Here is a 15636-nt window from a genome sequence, read left to right as displayed (position 1 = left end):
AAGCAGGGAAACAGTCGGTGAACGACGCCCGCTCAATCAGGTCGACGCGCGCGACGCAAGCCCCTGCCGACCCCGCACCGCGCTGATTACGCTCGCGCCCATGACCGTGACGCTGCAGGGACTGTCCACCGTTGTGCCGCCCACCGTGCTGGTCCAGGAAGAGGTGCGCGATGTGTTCGCGGCGCAGCCGGGGCTGAGCCGTCTCGGCAGCCGGATCGTCTCGACGGCCTTCCGCGAATCCGGGATCGAGACGCGGCACACCGTGCTCGAGGAGCTGACGCGGCTCCCGCGGGAGGACGGTGAACCGCCCGTGTTCTTCGACCAGGAGTCGGGCGAGCTGCTGCTGCCGGGCACGCGCGCCCGCAACGACGTCTACGCCGCGCACGCCAGCGGGCTGTATGTCGAGGCGGGCCGCGCCGCGCTGGAGTCGGCGGGCCTGGAGGCGGACCGCGTCACCCACGTCATCACGGTGTCGTGCACCGGGTTCTATGCCCCAGGGCCCGACTTCCAGGTCGCGCGAGAGCTCGGCATGCGCGCCGGGGTGCAGCGCTACCACCTCGGGTTCATGGGCTGCTACGCGGCCATGCCGGCGCTGCGGCTCGCCACGCAGCTGTGCAAGGCCGATCCCCGCGCCGTGGTCCTCGTCATCAGCGTGGAGCTGTGCACCCTCCACCTGCGCGCCTCCGACGATCCCGACACCATCGTCGCCACGTCCCTCTTCGCCGACGGCGCGGCGGGCGCCGTCGTCACGAGCTGCCCGCCCGTGCCCACGGCGCGGGTGCTCGAGCTGGACCGGTTCGCCACGCGCATCACCCCCGAGGGCGAGAGCGACATGGCGTGGCGCATCGGGGACCACGGGTTCGAGATCGGGCTCTCCAACGCCGTGCCGTCGATCATCGGTGAGCACGTGATCGGTGCCGTCGAGCCGCTCTTCGCGCACGACCGGGCACTGACGGCCGCGCTGCAGGCGGGCGACTCCGCCGAGGCGATCGACCACTGGGCGGTCCACCCCGGCGGGCGGAGCATCCTCGACCGCGTCGAGTCGGCGCTGCGGCTGCGCGAGGACCAGCTCGCCCCGCCGCGGGCCGTGCTGCGCGAGTACGGCAACATGTCGAGCGCGACGATCCTGTTCGTCCTGCAGCGGATCCTCGACTCCGGAGCGGCCGACGGCGAGCGCATCGCCGCCATGGCGTTCGGCCCCGGACTGACCGTCGAGTCCGCGTTGCTGACCGTGCGGGGTTGACGGTGGCAGCCTTCCTCGCCGAGCGCGACGCGGAGGCCCGTGAGCTCATGGACGATCCCGCGTGCGACGTGCGGGTCCTCGAACGCACGTACCGCCGTTTCCCGCTCGTGAACGCGTTCGTCTCCGGCCAGCGCGCGGTCTACCGCCGCTGGCTTCGACCGCGGGCGACGCCCACGCGCCCGTGGCGCGTGCTGGACGTGGGAACGGGAGGAGCCGATATGCCGCGCCGTCTGCTGAGATGGGCGCGACGCGACGGCCTCGACGTGCACGTCGTGGCGATCGACCCCGACCCGCGCGCCATCGACTACGCCCGGCGGCGCGCGACCGCTCCGGGGCTCGAACTGCGCGCGGTCACGACGGCAGACCTGCGCGCGGCGGGAGAACGATTCGACGCCGTCCTGTCCAACCACGTGCTGCATCACCTGAGCGACGACGAGGTGAAGGCCCTCCTCGACGACACGGCGGCGCTCGTGACGCCCGGCGGTGTGGCGGTGCACGCCGACATCGAGAGGTCGTCCCTCGCGTATGCCGCCTTCGCCGCCGCCACGTGGCCGCTGCAGGCCGGGCCGCTGCGCGGCACGTTCATCCGCCCCGACGGTCTCACCTCGATCCGCCGCAGCCGCACGGCCGGCGAGACCGCGGCACTGGCCCCGCGAGGCTGGCGCGTGCGTCGCGGGTTCCCCTCTCGTCTCGAGCTCGTCTGGGGCGGGCCGTGACACGAAGCGTCGACGTCGCTGTCGTCGGCGGGGGGCCGGTCGGGCTGCTCCTGGCGTGCCTGCTCGCCGCCGGCGGTGCCGATGTCGTCGTGTGCGAGCGCCGCGAGCGGCCCGCCGGGGTGCCGCGCGCCATCGGCGTGCACCCGCCCGGGTTGACCGCCCTCGAGCGAGCGGGCGTGGGCCCGGCGGTGCGGGCGGAGGCCGCGCCGATCCGGCGCGGCCTGGCCCTGTGCGCGGGGCGGGAGCTGGCCCGCGTGCGCTTCGACGCGCAGCCGGTTCTCTCCCTCCCGCAGGACCGCACGGAGGCCCTGCTCGAGGCACGCCTCGCGCAACTCGCCCCCGGAGCGCTCCGTCGGGGGCACGACGTCACGGCCGTACGAGAGAGGCCCGACGGCATCGAGGTCGAGCTCGCCGGCGGGGCCGCCGTGCTCTCGGCACGGTACGTGGTCGCCGCCGATGGCGTGCGCAGCCCGGTGCGAGACATGCTGGGAATCGGCAGCCTTCCGCGGCGGGGTCACGCCGACTACGTGATGGCCGACGCCTCCGGCACCGGCACGGAAGCGGAAGACGAGGCGGTGATCCACCTCGAGCCGGACGGCGTCGTCGAGTCCTTCCCCCTTCCCGGAGGGCGGCGTCGGTGGGTCATCCGTGTCCCGCGCGAGACCGCGCCGACCGACGGCGAGGGATTCGCGGCGCTCCTCGCGCACCGCCTAGGCGTGCGCACGCCGGGGCGCGCGCTCACCGTGCCGAGCGCCTTCACGGCGCGTCAGCGCCTGAGTGAGCGGTTCGCGCGCGGGCGAGCGGTCCTGGTTGGCGATGCCGCGCACGAGATCAGTCCCATCGGGGGTCAGGGCATGAACCTCGGGTGGATCGACGCCGTCGACCTCGCCGCCACGCTCGCCGACGCTCTCGACGACGGGGCACGCGCCGCCCCGTTCGCGGAATACGAGCGGCGGCGACGGCGGTCGGCGAGCCGCGCCACGCGGCGCGCGGCGTTCAACATGGCGATGGGCGCCCCCGTCGGCGGCGTGCGTCGGCTCGCCCGCGACGCTGCGGTGAGAATGCTCGCCCGCCCGCCGGCGCGCGAGGCGCTCGCGCGCGCCTTCACGATGCACGGCATCTGAGGGACGGCGCCGGCCCGCTCCCCCGAACACGCCCAGGGCGTGTCGATCAAGAGGTTCGGGGCCTTCTCGGCGGGTGTTGAACGGTGACGCGTCGCGAGGTGCTGCGAGGATGGCCCGATGATCCTGCCCGAACCGATCGACCTCGAAACGTGGACCCGTCGCGAGACGTTCGAGTACTACCGCGAGCAGGTGCCGTGCACCTACGCCATCACCGTCGAGATCGACGTGACCGAGCTCCTCGCTGCGCTGCGACGCACCGGGCATAAGACGTACCTCGCGCAGATCTGGGCGATCGCGAACGCCGTCAATCGTCGCCCTGAGTTCCGGATGGCGCTCACCGAGGCTGGCGCGCCCGCGACGTGGCCCGTCGTGCACCCAGCGTTCACCGCGTTCAACGCGGCGCGCAAGACGTTCGCTGCGGTCTGGTCGCAGTACGACACGGACTTCAGCGCTTTCCACGAGCGCACTGCCCCGGTGCTCTCGGACGCGGCATCCGCGACCACGATGTTCCCGTAGGGCGAGCTACCGCCCGACGTGTTCGACGTCTCGAGCGTGCCGTGGACCCACTTCACCGGGTTCTCGCTCCAGATCGACGACGGCACCCGGCATCTGCTGCCCATCTTCACGATCGGCCGGCGCGTCGAACGCGACGGGCGCACGTTCATGCCGCTGGCCGTCCAGGTGCACCATGCATCCGCCGACGGGTTCCACACCGCCCGGCTCGTCGACGACATCCGGGAACTGATGGCGGTGCCGGGATGGGTGGGGTGAGCGGTCAGCCCTTACGCCGTACTGATCACGTCGGTCTCGATCCGGATCAGCGTGGCGGGGAGGGTGATCGCGGCGCGGCAATTGCGAAGTCGATCGGCCGGCCCGGCTTCCTGAGGCGGTGCGCGATCCGCTCGTCCCCCTGAGGAATCGTCGCTGCGATCCGGCGGTCGCGGAGCGGAGCCATGCGCGGTTCGCCTTCGGTCGACACGCCTAGCGGTCGCCCCTTCGACCGTCAACCCGATCGATCCCCCACGACCGTCGACCTAGCGTCGGGCGTACCGACGAAGGGAGACGCCATGAGCGATGCCCAGCGAGGCAACACGAAGCACAGTCCCGAGATCGACGAGCAGCTCGAGCAGGAGACGCGCGGCATGGTGCAGGGCCACGGCGGCAGCCCGCATGCCGAGCCGTTCCGCGAGACCGAGCCGCTGCCCGATGACACCGACGCCCCCGAGGTCGAGCGGGCGTTCCGGGGCGACGACGCCGGGCGACGCGGCGAGGAGGGGGCGGCCGATGAGTGAGGGTGTGGACCTGTCGGCGGTGCTGGCGCAGCCGGGGCCCTGGACATATGCCTACATCGAGGGCCGCGGCGACGCGCCGCAGGTGACGGAGCGCTCCCGACGGCGCGCCGTCATCGACCGCTTGGACGAATGCGGCGCGCCGCCCGCAGACGTGGAGGCCATGCGGGAGGCGCTGGACGAGGACGGCGGCCTGCCCAGCCCGTCCGTGCGCTACCTTCTCGCGCGCGACGGTCGGATCGAGGCGGATGAGAGGTTCCTCGGCCCGCGCCTCGGGCCGGAACTGATCGGCCACGGCGCGGTGCCGTGCGTGCTGCCGCTCGTGCGGCACCGCGCCACCGACCTGTGCTACGTCGTCGTCGAGACGGGCCGCGAGGGCGCCCAGGTGCGGGTCGAACGCGCCGGGCGTGAGCGGATCGAGGCCTCCGAGGACATCCAGGGGCGCACCGACAGCCTGCCCAAGGTGCAGGCCGGAGGATGGTCCCACCTGCGGTACCAGCAGCACTCGGAGGAGATCTGGTCGCAGACGCAGGGCGAGGTGGCGGAGGCGGTGGAGCGTCTCGTGCGCGAGCACGCGCCGCGCTTCGTCGCGATCGCGGGCGATGTGCGCGCTCGCCAGCTGCTGCGTGACCACCTCGGCACGGCCACCCGAGCGCGCGTCGTCGATGTCGACGCGCACACGCGCGCGGCCGGATCCGATGACGCGGCGCTCGGCTCCGCCGTGGCGGAGGCGCTGGACGAGGCGGTGCGCGCCGATCTCGCGGCGGTCGTGGACCGCGCCTCGGCCGGCGGCGGCGCGTCGGGTGCGCGCGGTACCGCCGAGGTGATCGCTGCCCTCCAGCAAGCGCGCGTGGACACGCTGCTGCTGGATGCGCGGCTGCTCGACGCCACGCAGACCCTCGATGCCCTCGACGGCCCTCCCTGGGTCGCCGACGGCGACGGCGACACCGTGGGAGCCGCGCGGCTCGCCACCGTGCCCCTGGCGGAGGGTCTGGCCCGCGCGGCGCTGCTTTCGGGCGCCCGCGTGCTCGTCGTCGAGGACGACCTCCCGGACGGCGCCCCGCGCCGCGACAGCGAGACACCCCCACCCCTCGCGGCGCTGCGGTGGAGCGATGGCGACGCGAGCGCCGACTGAACGCCCTGCCCCACGGCGGTCATCCGCGTCAAGTCCCTCGCCGCTCCGATCACGGGGTGGTTGCCTGAGGTAACGCGGATCGGCCGCGAAATGAGAGAGGAACCATCATGACCACGGCACGGAACGCAGGCACCGGGCGCTTCGCGGAGACGCCGGTGCAGAAGGTTGCACTCGTCTACGGAATCGTCTTCCTGATCGTCGGGATCGCCGGCTTCATCCCCGGCCTCACCTCGGGCATCGAGACGATGCAGTTCGCCGGACACGAGTCGGAGGCGATGCTGCTCGGCATCTTCCAGGTCTCGATCCTGCACAACATCATCCACCTGCTCTACGGCATCGCCGGCGTGGCAGTGGCGCGCTCGTTCGGCGCGTCGAAGCAGTACCTCATCTGGGGCGGCGTCGTGTACGCCGTCGTCTGGCTCTACGGCCTGTTCGTGCCGCACGACCACGGCGCGAACTTCGTTCCCCTGAACACGGCCGACAACTGGCTGCACTTCGTGCTCGCGGTCACGATGATCGCGCTCGGCGTGCTGCTGGGCCGCTCGCACGACTCGCGCCGCCGCGGCGACGAGCACCTCGCCGTCTGAGCGACGAGCACTGGTCAACCGAGCGCTGCGGGGAGAGGGACGCGCTCCCTCTCCCCGCAGCGTCGTCCGTCCCACCGAGAGGAGCAGCATGCTGGCGATGACATACCGCGGACCGTACAAGGTCGACGTCCGCGAGAAGGATGTCCCCGTCATCGAGCACCCGAACGACGCCATCGTCCGCGTGACGCGAGCCGCGATCTGCGGATCCGACCTGCATCTGTACCACGGCATGATGCCCGACACCCGCATCGGGACGACCTTCGGGCACGAGTTCATCGGCGTCGTCGAGTCGGTGGGCTCCTCGGTGCAGAACCTGAAGCCGGGCGACCGGGTGATGGTGCCGTTCAACGTGTACTGCGGCTCATGCTGGTACTGCGCGCGGGGCCTGTACTCGAATTGTCACAACGTCAACCCCAACGCGACGGCGGTGGGGGGCATCTACGGCTACTCCCACACCTGCGGCGGCTATGACGGCGGCCAGGCCGAGTACGTTCGCGTGCCGTTCGCCGATGTGGGGCCGAGCCTCATCCCCGACTGGCTCGACGACGACGACGCGCTGCTGATGACCGACGCGCTGGCCACGGGATACTTCGGGGCGCAGCTGGGCGACATCGCCGAGGGCGACACCGTCGTGGTGTTCGGCGCCGGCCCCATCGGCCTCTATGCGGCGAAGTCATCGTGGCTGATGGGCGCCGGGCGCGTGATCGTGATCGACCACCTGGAGTACCGGCTGGAGAAGGCGCGCGAGTTCGCGCACGCCGAGACGTTCAACTTCGCGGAGTACGACGACATCGTCGTGCAGATGAAGAAGACGACCGATTATCTGGGCGCCGACGTCGCGATCGACGCCGTGGGCGCCGAGGCCGACGGCAACCTGACCCAGCACATCACGTCGGCGAAGCTCAAGCTGCAGGGCGGCTCGCCCGTGGCGCTGAACTGGGCGATCGACTCGGTGCGCAAGGGCGGCAACATCTCCGTGATGGGGGCATACGGCCCGATCTTCTCGGCGGTCAAGTTCGGCGACGCGCTGAACAAGGGCCTCACGCTGCGGATGAACCAGTGCCCCGTCAAGCGCCAGTGGCCGCGGCTTCTCGAGCACATCAAGAACGGCTACCTGAAGCCGAGCGAGATCATCACCCACCGCGTGCCGCTCGAGCACATCGGTGAGGCCTACCACATGTTCTCGGCCAAGCTCGACGGCTGCATCAAGCCCGTCATCGTTTCGGACGCCGCGTAGGAGGGAGACGATCATGCCGTACACCGCAGAGGGACCACGACCGAAGTGGACGAGCGACGAGCTGCGTGCGCGCATTCCGGGCTGGGGAGTCGACCTCGACCCGGCCGACCGCCCCGCCTACCCCAAGCAGCGCTTCGATCCCGCCGCCACCGGCGCGCACTGGGAGCTGCCGGAGCAGCAGCCCGAGACCTACCCGCGCGAGCGCTCGATCGAGCACGGCCGACTGACGCCCGTGTTCGGCACCGCCCAGCCGCTGCACGGCGTGAGCGGCGCGATCCGGCGGCTCGCGTACCGGCGATACAGCGAGGGCCGCGCCGCGCACTGGCTCCTGCTGATCCTCGGCGACCGCGTCGAGGCCATCGGCAGCCACGTCCGGTCGTTGTTCACCACGCGCCCGGACAACCCGATCACCCAGACGGGGGTGCTCAGCGAGGCCCGCCGCCACGGGCTCGCCTCGCGCCTGCGCAGCCCGCGGGCCGACGTGCGGCACCAGTGGCTCGACCCCCTGCTCGTCGCGGGCCCGTGGCTGCTCGCCGGCTGGGTCGTGCTGCGGACCGCGCGGCGGCTCTTCACGCGCTCCTGAGGGCGCCGCGACGCGTGCGGACGGGGCGCATCACGGGCGTTCGCGCGTTCTCCGTCGGTCGCGTCGCGGCCCCTCGCGCTTCGCGCGCCTGTCGAGGCTCAGCGGGGGCCAACGCGACGGGCCGCCGCGGTCGCGGTGCGTACGCCCCCGCGCCACGGCTCACCGTGTCCGGGCAGCACGAAACGGACGTCCAGCTCGTCGAGGGCGTCCAGCGAGGCGAACGCCCCCTCCATGTCGGCGGTCGCCGCCCCGGCGACCACGCGTGGGCCCGTCTCGGTCGTGTAGGGGTCGAATGTGACGAGCGCATCCCCGCTGAGCACGGCGTCGACCTCGGCGAGGTGCAACGCGCAGTGGCCGAAGGTGTGACCGGGGGTGAAGACGACGCGGGGGCGACCCGGCACGTCGAGCGCCTCACCGGGGAGCATCGGCTCGAACCGCTCGATGCCCGGCACGCGCAGCGCGCCGGCGCCCACCATGCGCAGGATGACCGGGAGGTTCGCGGGGTACTCGAACGCATACCGCAGGCGGGGCGATTCGTGCGCGTACCGGTACGGATGGGCGGCGATCTCGGCCTCCGCGCCGTGCGCATAGACCGGCACCCGCCAATCCCGCTGCGCGGCCCGGGCGAAGCCGAGGTGGTCGAAGTGCGCGTGCGTGAGGACCACGGCGCGCACAGCCTCGGGAGCGAGGTCCAGGGCATCCAAGACGGCCGGCAGGACCCGCCACGTCGCCGGGAAGGCCGTGTCGACGATCGTCACCTCCCCGTCCTCGACGAGCAGGTAACAGTTCACGTGCGCATGCTCGAGGCGGTGCACGCCGGGCAGCACGTGACGGCTGAGGCGGGGAGATCCTGAGGCGACCATGCCGACACGCTAGGGGCCCGTTCCGGCGCACGCACGGGGCTTGCCCCGCCCGCCGGTCTCGGTTAGCCGCCCGCACAACGAAAAACCCCCGGGTTCACCGGGGGCTGCGTCTGTGGTGCGCGATACTGGGATCGAACCAGTGACCTCTTCCGTGTCAGGGAAGCGCGCTACCGCTGCGCTAATCGCGCTCAAGAGAGCTGTTCAATTTTAGACGAGGTGGCGACGGGATTCGAACCCGTGTAAACGGCTTTGCAGGCCGGTGCCTAGCCTCTCGGCCACGCCACCGCGGGGGATTCGAATACCCGCATGCCGAGATCCTCCGAAGAGGAAGCCCTGCACTCGAGCGGATGACGAGACTCGAACTCGCGACCCTCACCTTGGCAAGGTGATGCGCTACCAACTGCGCTACATCCGCGTTGTCTCCGGATCTCCCCGGCGACTCATATGACTATAGGCGATTCCCGCCGACTGTCCAAACCGGGCCCGCATCTCGGGCGCGTCACGCGCCGTTCACCTCGCGGCCCGATCCCCCGATCCCGCGCGCGGGCACTCGGCGCGTCCCGCGCGTGCCCCCAGGCCGGGATACGGCCTCACCCGCCGGCTGGCAACAGCGCGACCGCGGCCAGGGCGAGCACGACGGCGATCGCGAGGAGGACGGCGCCGACGGTCTTCATCGCGCCCCCGCGGTGGAAGAACGTGTCGATGACGGCCCGATGCGGCCGGTGCGGGTCGTAGGCGACCGCGACAGTCCCCGTGGGTGCGAACATCGTGGCGTTCATCGCCGGCGTCACCCGATGCGCATGCCCGTCGGCCACGTACTCGACCTGCCACGCGCGCGTGAGCCCGCTCTCGAGACGGGTCCAGCGCCCCACCGTCGACACCCAGCCACGGCGCCGCCCGCGACCGATCGCAAAACCGATCAGCCAGAACACCAGGCCCAGGCCACCGAAGCACGCCGACAGGACGAGAAGGACTCCCGAGAAGAACATGCCGCGAGGGTAGCGAACAACTCGCGGTTCACATGATGGTGGGCGATGCGGGACTCGAACCCACGACCTCTTCCGTGTGAAGGAAGCGCGCTACCAACTGCGCCAATCGCCCATCTCCGCCCGGCGGCGGGGGCCCGCGAACGGGCCGACATCGATACTACCGGATCCTGAAGCCGATGCCCGACACGGCGCATCCCGCGCGCGTCGCAGGCTCCGCGAGCTCGAGTCGCCGCCGCGCCACCCCGCCGCACGCCACGTTGTGCACGGGCGATCGACGCGCCGTGCTCCTTGGCGCCGACCGGGCGCAAGCGAGGGCGCCCCGGCCGAAGCCGGGACGCCCTCGCGAAGGGATGACAGACGCGGTCACTTGACCTCGTACGCGTAGCCCTCCTCGCCGTGCACGACCGTGTCGACGCCGGCAAGCTCGTCCTCGTTCTTGATGCGGAAGCCGATGGTCTTCTCGATCGCGAAGCCCAGGACCCAGGCGATGACGAACGAGTACACCAGCGTGCCGACGGCACCGATGAACTGCACGATGAGCTGCTCGAAGCCGCCGCCCGTGAACAGGCCGGTGTCGATGGCCGCGAAGCCCAGGTACAGCGTGCCGATGAGGCCACCGACGAGGTGAACGCCCACCACGTCGAGCGAGTCGTCGTAGCCGAGCTTCCACTTCAGCTCGATCGCGAGGGCGCAGACCGCTCCCGCGATGAGGCCGAGGATGATGGCGGCGAGGGGCGTCAGGTTGGCGCAGGCCGGCGTGATCGCGACGAGGCCGGCGACGGCACCGGAGGCGGCGCCCACCGACGTTGACTTGCCGTCCTTGAACTTCTCGACGGCGATCCAACCGATGACCGCAGCGGCCGGCGCGACGAGGGTGTTCACGACGATCAGACCGGTGCCGGCGTTGCCGCCCTCACCGAGCGGCGCGGCCGTGAGGCCGGCGTTGAAACCGAACCAGCCGAACCACAGGATCGAGGCGCCCAGCATCACCAGCGGCACGCTGTGCGGCTTGTTGATGCCCTTCTGGAAACCGACCCGCTTGCCGAGCACGAGCGCCAGCGCGAGCGCCGCCGCACCGGCGTTGATGTGGACCGCCGTGCCGCCCGCCCAGTCGATGACCGCGACGCCCGACTCCGGGAACATCAGCTCGCCGAGGCTGTAGATCCAGCCGCCGCCCCACACCCATGCGGCGACGGGGAAGTAGACGAGAGTGGCCCAGAGGCCGGCGAAGAGCATCCAGGACCAGAACTTGGCGCGGTCCGCGATCGCGCCCGAGATCAGCGCCACCGTGATGATGGCGAAGGTGGCGCCGAACGCGGAGAGCACCAGGCCCTCCCCCGTGTCGTCGCTGCCGGCCAGCGTCGCGAGGCCGAAGTCCGAGAAGGGGTTGCCCGCGAAGGCCCAGGGGCTGTCGACGGCGGTCATGTTGAAGCCGTACAGCACCCACAGCACGGCGATGAGGCCCAGGGCGCCGAAGCTCATCATCATCATGCTGACGACGCTCTTGGCCTTGACCAGGCCGCCGTAGAAGAACGCCACACCGGGCGTCATGAAAAGCACCAGCGCCGTGGCGACCATCGTCCAGGCGAGTTGTCCGTCGCTCATGTGTTTCCTTAGGTGGTTCGGGTAGCAGGACACCGGTGAGCTGAGGTCGATATGGAGCGCTCGACCGGATCGCTCCCGATCCTGTCCTGCCCGCTTTACCACGGGGACCCACGCGCGTTACGGGGCTGTTACGGCACCCCGGCCCGCGTTAATTCCGCGTTTCGCGCCGCCGCGCACGCCGCCGCGCGGTTCAGGAGTGCGTGGAGGCGACGAGGCGCGAGATGGCGCGCAGGTACTTCTTGCGATACCCGCCGGCGAGCATCTCCTCGCTGAACACGTCGTGCAGGGCCAGACCGGTCGCCCGGATCGGCAGCTGCGCGTCGTAGACCCGGTCGACGAAGGCGACGAACCGCAGCGCCTCCGACTGGTCCGTGATCCGTCGCACGTCGCGCAGGCCGATCGCGCGCACCCCGTCGATGAGGCGGATGTACCGCGACGGGTGCACGTGGGCGAGGTGGGCGACAAGCTCGTCGAATCCGTCGTCCGACACCGTGCCGCCGATCGCCTCGAGCGACGGGCCGTACTCGTCCGCCGTGAGCACGCGCGCCTCGCCGTCGAGCGAGCGCTGGCGGAAGTCGACGCCGTCGATGCGGATCGTCTGGAAGCTGTCGGCCATCGCGTGGATCTCGCGCAGGAAGTCCTGCGCCGCGAAGCGCCCCTCGCCGAGCGCGTTCGGCGGCGTGTTGCTCGTGGCCGCCAGTCGCGTGCCGCTGGCGACGAGCTCGCCCAGCAGGCGGGTCATCACCATCGTGTCGCCCGGGTCGTCCAGCTCGAACTCGTCGATGCACAGCAGCGCGGAGCCGCGCAGCAGCTCGACGGTGTTCTTGTAGCCGAGGGCGCCCACGAGCGCGGTGTACTCGATGAACGACCCGAAGTACTTCCGCCGGGCCGGCACGGCGTGATAGATCGCGGCGAGCAGGTGCGTCTTGCCCACGCCGAAGCCGCCGTCCAGGTACACGCCCGGCTTCATCTCGGGTGCCTTCGGCTTGCGGGAGAAGAGTCCGCGCCGCACGGGCTGCGCGCCCCCCGCAAAGCCTGCGAGCATCTCCTTCGCGTCCTGCTGCGAGGGGTACTCCGGGTCGGCGCGGTACGACTCGAACGTCGCGTCGTCGAACTGCGGCGGGGGCACGAGGCTCCCCAGCATCTCCTCCCCCGTCAGCTGCGGCTGACGCTCCGCGAGTCGGACGGTGTCGGTGCCGGCGGGAGCCTGGGTCATGGTCCCCGAGTCTACCGGCGGCCGGCGCGGGCCGCCCCGCTCAGTCGGTCTCGGGCGCGAGCGTGTTCGTCGCCAGCCAGTCACGAATCGCGGTGTTCCAGCGGGCCTCGTCGTAGTTCCACAGCTTCGTGTGCCGGGCCGTCGCGAACGGCACGAGGGTGACGATGTCCGGACGCAGCTCCGCGAGGCGCCGTGACGCGTCCGACGGCACATACCCGTCGTCGTCGCTGTGCAGGATGAGGATGGGGCGGTCCAGCTCGACACCGCGCGCGACCATGTCGAGAGCGTCGAAGTCGATGACGCGGCCGATCCGGTGCATGCGCGAGGCGATGCCCGACTCGAGCATGCCCATGGTGGCGCTCGCCGCGATCGGCGGCATGCCCAGCGCCCGCGCCTGGAAGCGCAGCACGGTGCGCCAGTCGACGACGGGAGACTCGAGGATGAGCCCGGCGATCGACTCGCGGTGAGCCGTGTTCACGAGCGTCTGCAGCGCGATCGCGCCGCCCATCGACCACCCCATCAGCACGATGCGGCGCGCGCCGTGCTCGAGCGCGAACTCGATGGCGGCCTCCACATCGGGCCACTCCGTCGTGCCCAGCCCGTAGAGACCCGAGGTGCTTTGGGGTGCGACGCCGTCGTTGCGGTACGAGATCAGCAGCGACGTGATGCCCGCCTCACGGAATGCCGGGACGGCACGGATCGTCTCGGCCCGCTGCGTGCCGCGGCCGTGCACGACGACCGCCCAGACCTCTCCCGTTCCGTCGTCGTCGCCGACGCCGGCGGGGACCAACCAGGCGGGCGACGCACCGACCGGAGTGGCGATCTCCACGTCGCGGTAGGGCACGTGCAGCTCGGCCGGCGACTCGAAGTACCAGCCGCTGAACGCCGCGGCCTGCGCGATCGATGCTCCCCGCCCGATATGGGTGAGCAGCTTGCGCGTCACGGTCTCCTCGTCGCTGCGCAGCACGGCCCCGATCTTGAGATACTCCGCCGTTCCGCTCGTGAACAGGCCGTACCGTCCGGGCAGCTCCGTGTCGGGCGTGCGCGAGAGCGTGATGGTCTGGGCGGCGGTGTCGACGGCCTGCACCTCGACGTCCGCGACCCGCATCGCCGGCGTCACCACGACGCGGGCCACGCGAGCGATACGCGCGGCCACGGCGCCGATCGCCCCCGCGATCAGGCCGATCCCGGTCGCGGCGAGCAGCAGTCCGACGCCGAGGGGTGCGGCGCGCCTGGGGTGCTTCATGACCCCCTCACTCTAATCTGTCGGCGTGACAGACCACGGTCCGGTTCCGGACGCCTTCGCCCAGGCGGAGGCCCGCGTGCGGGCCGCCACGTTCCGCAACGACTTCTCCGTGCGCGAGATCCCCTCTCCGCAGGGCGTCGCGCCGTTCTCGCTGGCCGTCGCCGGCGACGTCCGCCCCGACGAGCACGGCAACTCCCCTTACGGCACGGGCCGGTTCATCCTGCTGCACGACCCCGACGAGCCCCCGACGTGGGGCGGCCCGTTCCGCATCGTCTCCTTCGCGCAGGCACCGCTCGAGCCCGAGATCGGCACCGATCCCCTCCTGGCGGATGTGACGTGGTCCTGGCTCATCGATGCGCTCGAGTCGCGCCGAGCGGCGTACCATTCGGCATCGGGGACGGCCACGAAGATCCTCTCCACGGGGTTCGGGGGACTCGCCGAGGAGGGCGACGGCGCGCAGATCGAATTGCGCGCGTCGTGGACACCGGAGGGCGACCTGCGCGACCACATCGAGGCGTGGGCCGAACTCGTGTGCATGCTGGCAGGCCTGCCCCCGGGATCCGAGCAGATCGCGGTCTTCGGGGCCAGAAAGGCGGAACGTGACTGAATACCGGGTGATCGACACCCCGGAGGGCTTGGCCGAGGCGGCCGACAGGATCGCCGGGGGCGACGGACCCGTCGCCGTGGACGTGGAACGCGCGTCCGGCTTCCGCTACTCGCAGCGCGCCTATCTCGTGCAGATGTTCCGCCGCGGCGCCGGACTGTTCCTGTTCGACCCGCCGGCGATCGGAGACTTCGGGGCGCTGCAGCGCGCCGTCGGCGACGTGGAGTGGGTCCTGCACGCCGCCAGTCAGGACCTGCCCTCGCTCGCCGAGCTGGACCTGCGTCCCCCGGCGATCTTCGACACGGAGCTGTCGGCGCGACTGCTCGGCTGGCCGCGCGTGGGGTTGGCGGCCGTCACCGAGCAGGCCATCGGCGTCGTGCTGAAGAAGGAGCATTCCGCCGCGGACTGGTCCACCCGCCCCCTGCCGCAGGCGTGGCTGGAGTACGCCGCGCTCGACGTGGAGCACCTCATCGACGTGCGTGACGTGCTCGTCGAGGCGCTGGAGGCATCGGGCAAGGCCGAGTGGGCGCGACAGGAGTTCGAGGAGGTGCGGCTGCGCGAGCCGAAGCCGACGCGCACCGACCCGTGGCGTCGCCTCAGCGGGCTGCACCAGGTGCGGGGCCGGCGGGGGCTCGCCATCGCCCGCGAGCTGTGGCTCTCGCGCGAGCGCCTCGCGCAGGAGCAGGACATCGCGCCCGGCCGCCTCGTGCCCGACCGCGCACTCGTCGCGGCCGTGCTCGCGGCCCCCACCTCGAAGGCGCAGCTGGCCGCGCTGAAGGACTTCACCGGCCGGGCCAGCCGCACGCAGCTCGATCGCTGGTGGGCGGCCATCGACGCCGGCCGCACCACGAGCGATCTGCCGCCCGACCGCCTGCCGGGATCCGACACCCTCCCGCCGCTCAAATCGTGGAAGGACCGCAATCCCGAGGCCGATGCGCGGCTGCGCTCGGCGCGCCCGGCGGTCGCCGCTCTGGCCGAGCGCATCGAGATGCCCACCGAGAACCTGCTCACGCCCGAACTGCTGCGGCGCGTCTCGTGGGAGCCGCCTTCGCCCGTCACCGCGCCGGCCGTGGCCGACGCCCTGCGCGAGCTCGGCGCCCGGGCGTGGCAGGTGGAGCTGACCGCTCCGGTCATCGCCGAGGCGTTTGTCCATCCGGTGCAAGAGGCTCCCGAGGCGGCCGACGCGGCTTCGTAGGGAC

The 15636-nt window shown here is 71.6% G+C and carries 15 protein-coding genes, 4 tRNA genes and 1 pseudogene; 11 read left to right on the top strand and 9 right to left on the bottom strand.

Going from position 1 to position 15636, the window contains the following annotated elements; all coding sequences use genetic code 11:
- Window positions 1-100 precede the first annotated feature (100 nt).
- The 9 genes and pseudogenes from N8N77_RS00160 (at window position 101) to N8N77_RS00120 (ending at window position 7914) form a co-directional block, all read left to right on the top strand.
- The gene (locus N8N77_RS00160) at window positions 101-1243 is read left to right on the top strand and encodes a type III polyketide synthase (protein WP_261163772.1); all 1143 of its coding nucleotides are present in this window, start codon (window positions 101-103) and stop codon (window positions 1241-1243) included.
- A gap of 2 nt (window positions 1244-1245) precedes the next feature.
- Window positions 1246-1959, top strand: a complete 714-nt coding sequence (locus N8N77_RS00155; protein WP_261165562.1) for a methyltransferase domain-containing protein — start codon at window positions 1246-1248, stop codon at window positions 1957-1959.
- Window positions 1956-3083, top strand: a complete 1128-nt coding sequence (locus tag N8N77_RS00150; RefSeq protein ID WP_261163771.1) for an NAD(P)/FAD-dependent oxidoreductase — start codon at window positions 1956-1958, stop codon at window positions 3081-3083. Before N8N77_RS00155 ends, N8N77_RS00150 begins: the two co-directional genes overlap by 4 nt.
- Window positions 3084-3200: 117 nt before the next feature.
- Window positions 3201-3854 (top strand): annotated as a pseudogene (locus N8N77_RS00145) (CatA-like O-acetyltransferase).
- Between the two features lie 296 nt (window positions 3855-4150).
- Window positions 4151-4375, top strand: coding sequence for a hypothetical protein (locus N8N77_RS00140; RefSeq protein ID WP_261163770.1), 225 nt, complete (start codon window positions 4151-4153; stop codon window positions 4373-4375).
- Window positions 4368-5507 (top strand): Vms1/Ankzf1 family peptidyl-tRNA hydrolase, encoded by a 1140-nt coding sequence (locus tag N8N77_RS00135; protein ID WP_261163769.1) that lies wholly within the window; start codon window positions 4368-4370, stop codon window positions 5505-5507. The genes N8N77_RS00140 and N8N77_RS00135 overlap by 8 nt, the downstream gene beginning before the upstream one ends.
- 107 nt (window positions 5508-5614) lie before the next feature.
- The gene (locus N8N77_RS00130; RefSeq protein WP_261163768.1) at window positions 5615-6094 is read left to right on the top strand and encodes a DUF4383 domain-containing protein; all 480 of its coding nucleotides are present in this window, start codon (window positions 5615-5617) and stop codon (window positions 6092-6094) included.
- Window positions 6095-6182: 88 nt separating this feature from the next.
- On the top strand, window positions 6183-7331 hold the full coding sequence (locus N8N77_RS00125) for a zinc-dependent alcohol dehydrogenase (RefSeq protein WP_261163767.1): 1149 nt from the start codon (window positions 6183-6185) through the stop codon (window positions 7329-7331).
- A gap of 13 nt (window positions 7332-7344) precedes the next feature.
- Window positions 7345-7914 (top strand): hypothetical protein, encoded by a 570-nt coding sequence (locus tag N8N77_RS00120; protein ID WP_261163766.1) that lies wholly within the window; start codon window positions 7345-7347, stop codon window positions 7912-7914.
- 98 nt (window positions 7915-8012) lie between these two features.
- Here the strand turns inward: N8N77_RS00120 and N8N77_RS00115 are convergent, their stop codons facing one another.
- The 9 genes from N8N77_RS00115 to N8N77_RS00075 all read right to left on the bottom strand — a co-directional run bounded on the left by N8N77_RS00115 (window position 8013) and on the right by N8N77_RS00075 (window position 13833).
- Complete coding sequence (locus N8N77_RS00115; RefSeq protein WP_261163765.1) at window positions 8013-8777, bottom strand: MBL fold metallo-hydrolase; 765 nt, start codon at window positions 8775-8777, stop codon at window positions 8013-8015.
- A 113-nt stretch (window positions 8778-8890) separates the two neighbouring features.
- Window positions 8891-8965: transfer RNA gene (locus tag N8N77_RS00110), tRNA-Val, on the bottom strand.
- A gap of 26 nt (window positions 8966-8991) precedes the next feature.
- Window positions 8992-9062: transfer RNA gene (locus N8N77_RS00105), tRNA-Cys, on the bottom strand.
- A 57-nt stretch (window positions 9063-9119) separates the two neighbouring features.
- Window positions 9120-9192 (bottom strand) — tRNA-Gly (locus N8N77_RS00100).
- 175 nt (window positions 9193-9367) lie between these two features.
- A complete protein-coding gene (locus N8N77_RS00095; protein ID WP_261163764.1) occupies window positions 9368-9766 on the bottom strand; it encodes a hypothetical protein in 399 nt (132 codons plus the stop codon).
- A gap of 36 nt (window positions 9767-9802) precedes the next feature.
- Window positions 9803-9878 (bottom strand) — tRNA-Val (locus N8N77_RS00090).
- A 251-nt stretch (window positions 9879-10129) separates the two neighbouring features.
- Entirely contained in the window at window positions 10130-11371 is a 1242-nt protein-coding gene (locus N8N77_RS00085; protein WP_261163763.1) for an ammonium transporter, read from the bottom strand.
- A 190-nt stretch (window positions 11372-11561) separates the two neighbouring features.
- Window positions 11562-12587 carry a cell division protein ZapE gene (gene zapE / locus N8N77_RS00080; protein WP_261163762.1) on the bottom strand — a complete coding sequence of 342 codons (1026 nt, stop codon included), beginning with the start codon at window positions 12585-12587 and terminating at the stop codon, window positions 11562-11564.
- A 40-nt stretch (window positions 12588-12627) separates the two neighbouring features.
- Window positions 12628-13833, bottom strand: a complete 1206-nt coding sequence (locus N8N77_RS00075) for an alpha/beta hydrolase (RefSeq protein WP_261163761.1) — start codon at window positions 13831-13833, stop codon at window positions 12628-12630.
- Between the two features lie 25 nt (window positions 13834-13858).
- Here N8N77_RS00075 and N8N77_RS00070 point away from each other — a divergent pair, with 25 nt between their 5' ends.
- Both N8N77_RS00070 and N8N77_RS00065 read left to right on the top strand, forming a co-directional pair.
- A complete protein-coding gene (locus N8N77_RS00070; RefSeq protein WP_261163760.1) occupies window positions 13859-14440 on the top strand; it encodes a DUF3000 domain-containing protein in 582 nt (193 codons plus the stop codon).
- Window positions 14433-15632: an HRDC domain-containing protein gene (locus N8N77_RS00065; protein WP_261163759.1), complete on the top strand. Its 1200-nt coding sequence runs from the start codon at window positions 14433-14435 to the stop codon at window positions 15630-15632. The genes N8N77_RS00070 and N8N77_RS00065 overlap by 8 nt, the downstream gene beginning before the upstream one ends.
- Window positions 15633-15636: the final 4 nt, after the last annotated feature.

The sequence above is a fragment of the Microbacterium sp. Marseille-Q6965 genome (genome assembly GCF_946151065.1).
GTDB lineage: Bacteria > Actinomycetota > Actinomycetes > Actinomycetales > Microbacteriaceae > Microbacterium.
Note: the sequence above shows the minus strand (reverse complement) of the source record. Positions and strands in the feature narration are given on the sequence as shown.

Bases quoted from the DNA above. Each gene is read 5' to 3' on its own strand.
- N8N77_RS00160 (WP_261163772.1), top strand. From the start codon at position 101: ATGACCGTGACGCTGCAGGGACTGTCCACCGTTGTGCCGCCCACCGTG.
- N8N77_RS00140 (WP_261163770.1), top strand. From the start codon at position 4,151: ATGAGCGATGCCCAGCGAGGCAACACGAAGCACAGTCCCGAGATCGAC.
- N8N77_RS00135 (WP_261163769.1), top strand. From the start codon at position 4,368: ATGAGTGAGGGTGTGGACCTGTCGGCGGTGCTGGCGCAGCCGGGGCCC.
- N8N77_RS00130 (WP_261163768.1), top strand. From the start codon at position 5,615: ATGACCACGGCACGGAACGCAGGCACCGGGCGCTTCGCGGAGACGCCG.
- N8N77_RS00125 (WP_261163767.1), top strand. From the start codon at position 6,183: ATGCTGGCGATGACATACCGCGGACCGTACAAGGTCGACGTCCGCGAG.
- N8N77_RS00120 (WP_261163766.1), top strand. From the start codon at position 7,345: ATGCCGTACACCGCAGAGGGACCACGACCGAAGTGGACGAGCGACGAG.
- N8N77_RS00115 (WP_261163765.1), bottom strand. From the start codon at position 8,777: ATGGTCGCCTCAGGATCTCCCCGCCTCAGCCGTCACGTGCTGCCCGGC.
- N8N77_RS00095 (WP_261163764.1), bottom strand. From the start codon at position 9,766: ATGTTCTTCTCGGGAGTCCTTCTCGTCCTGTCGGCGTGCTTCGGTGGC.
- N8N77_RS00085 (WP_261163763.1), bottom strand. From the start codon at position 11,371: ATGAGCGACGGACAACTCGCCTGGACGATGGTCGCCACGGCGCTGGTG.
- zapE (WP_261163762.1), bottom strand. From the start codon at position 12,587: ATGACCCAGGCTCCCGCCGGCACCGACACCGTCCGACTCGCGGAGCGT.
- N8N77_RS00075 (WP_261163761.1), bottom strand. From the start codon at position 13,833: ATGAAGCACCCCAGGCGCGCCGCACCCCTCGGCGTCGGACTGCTGCTC.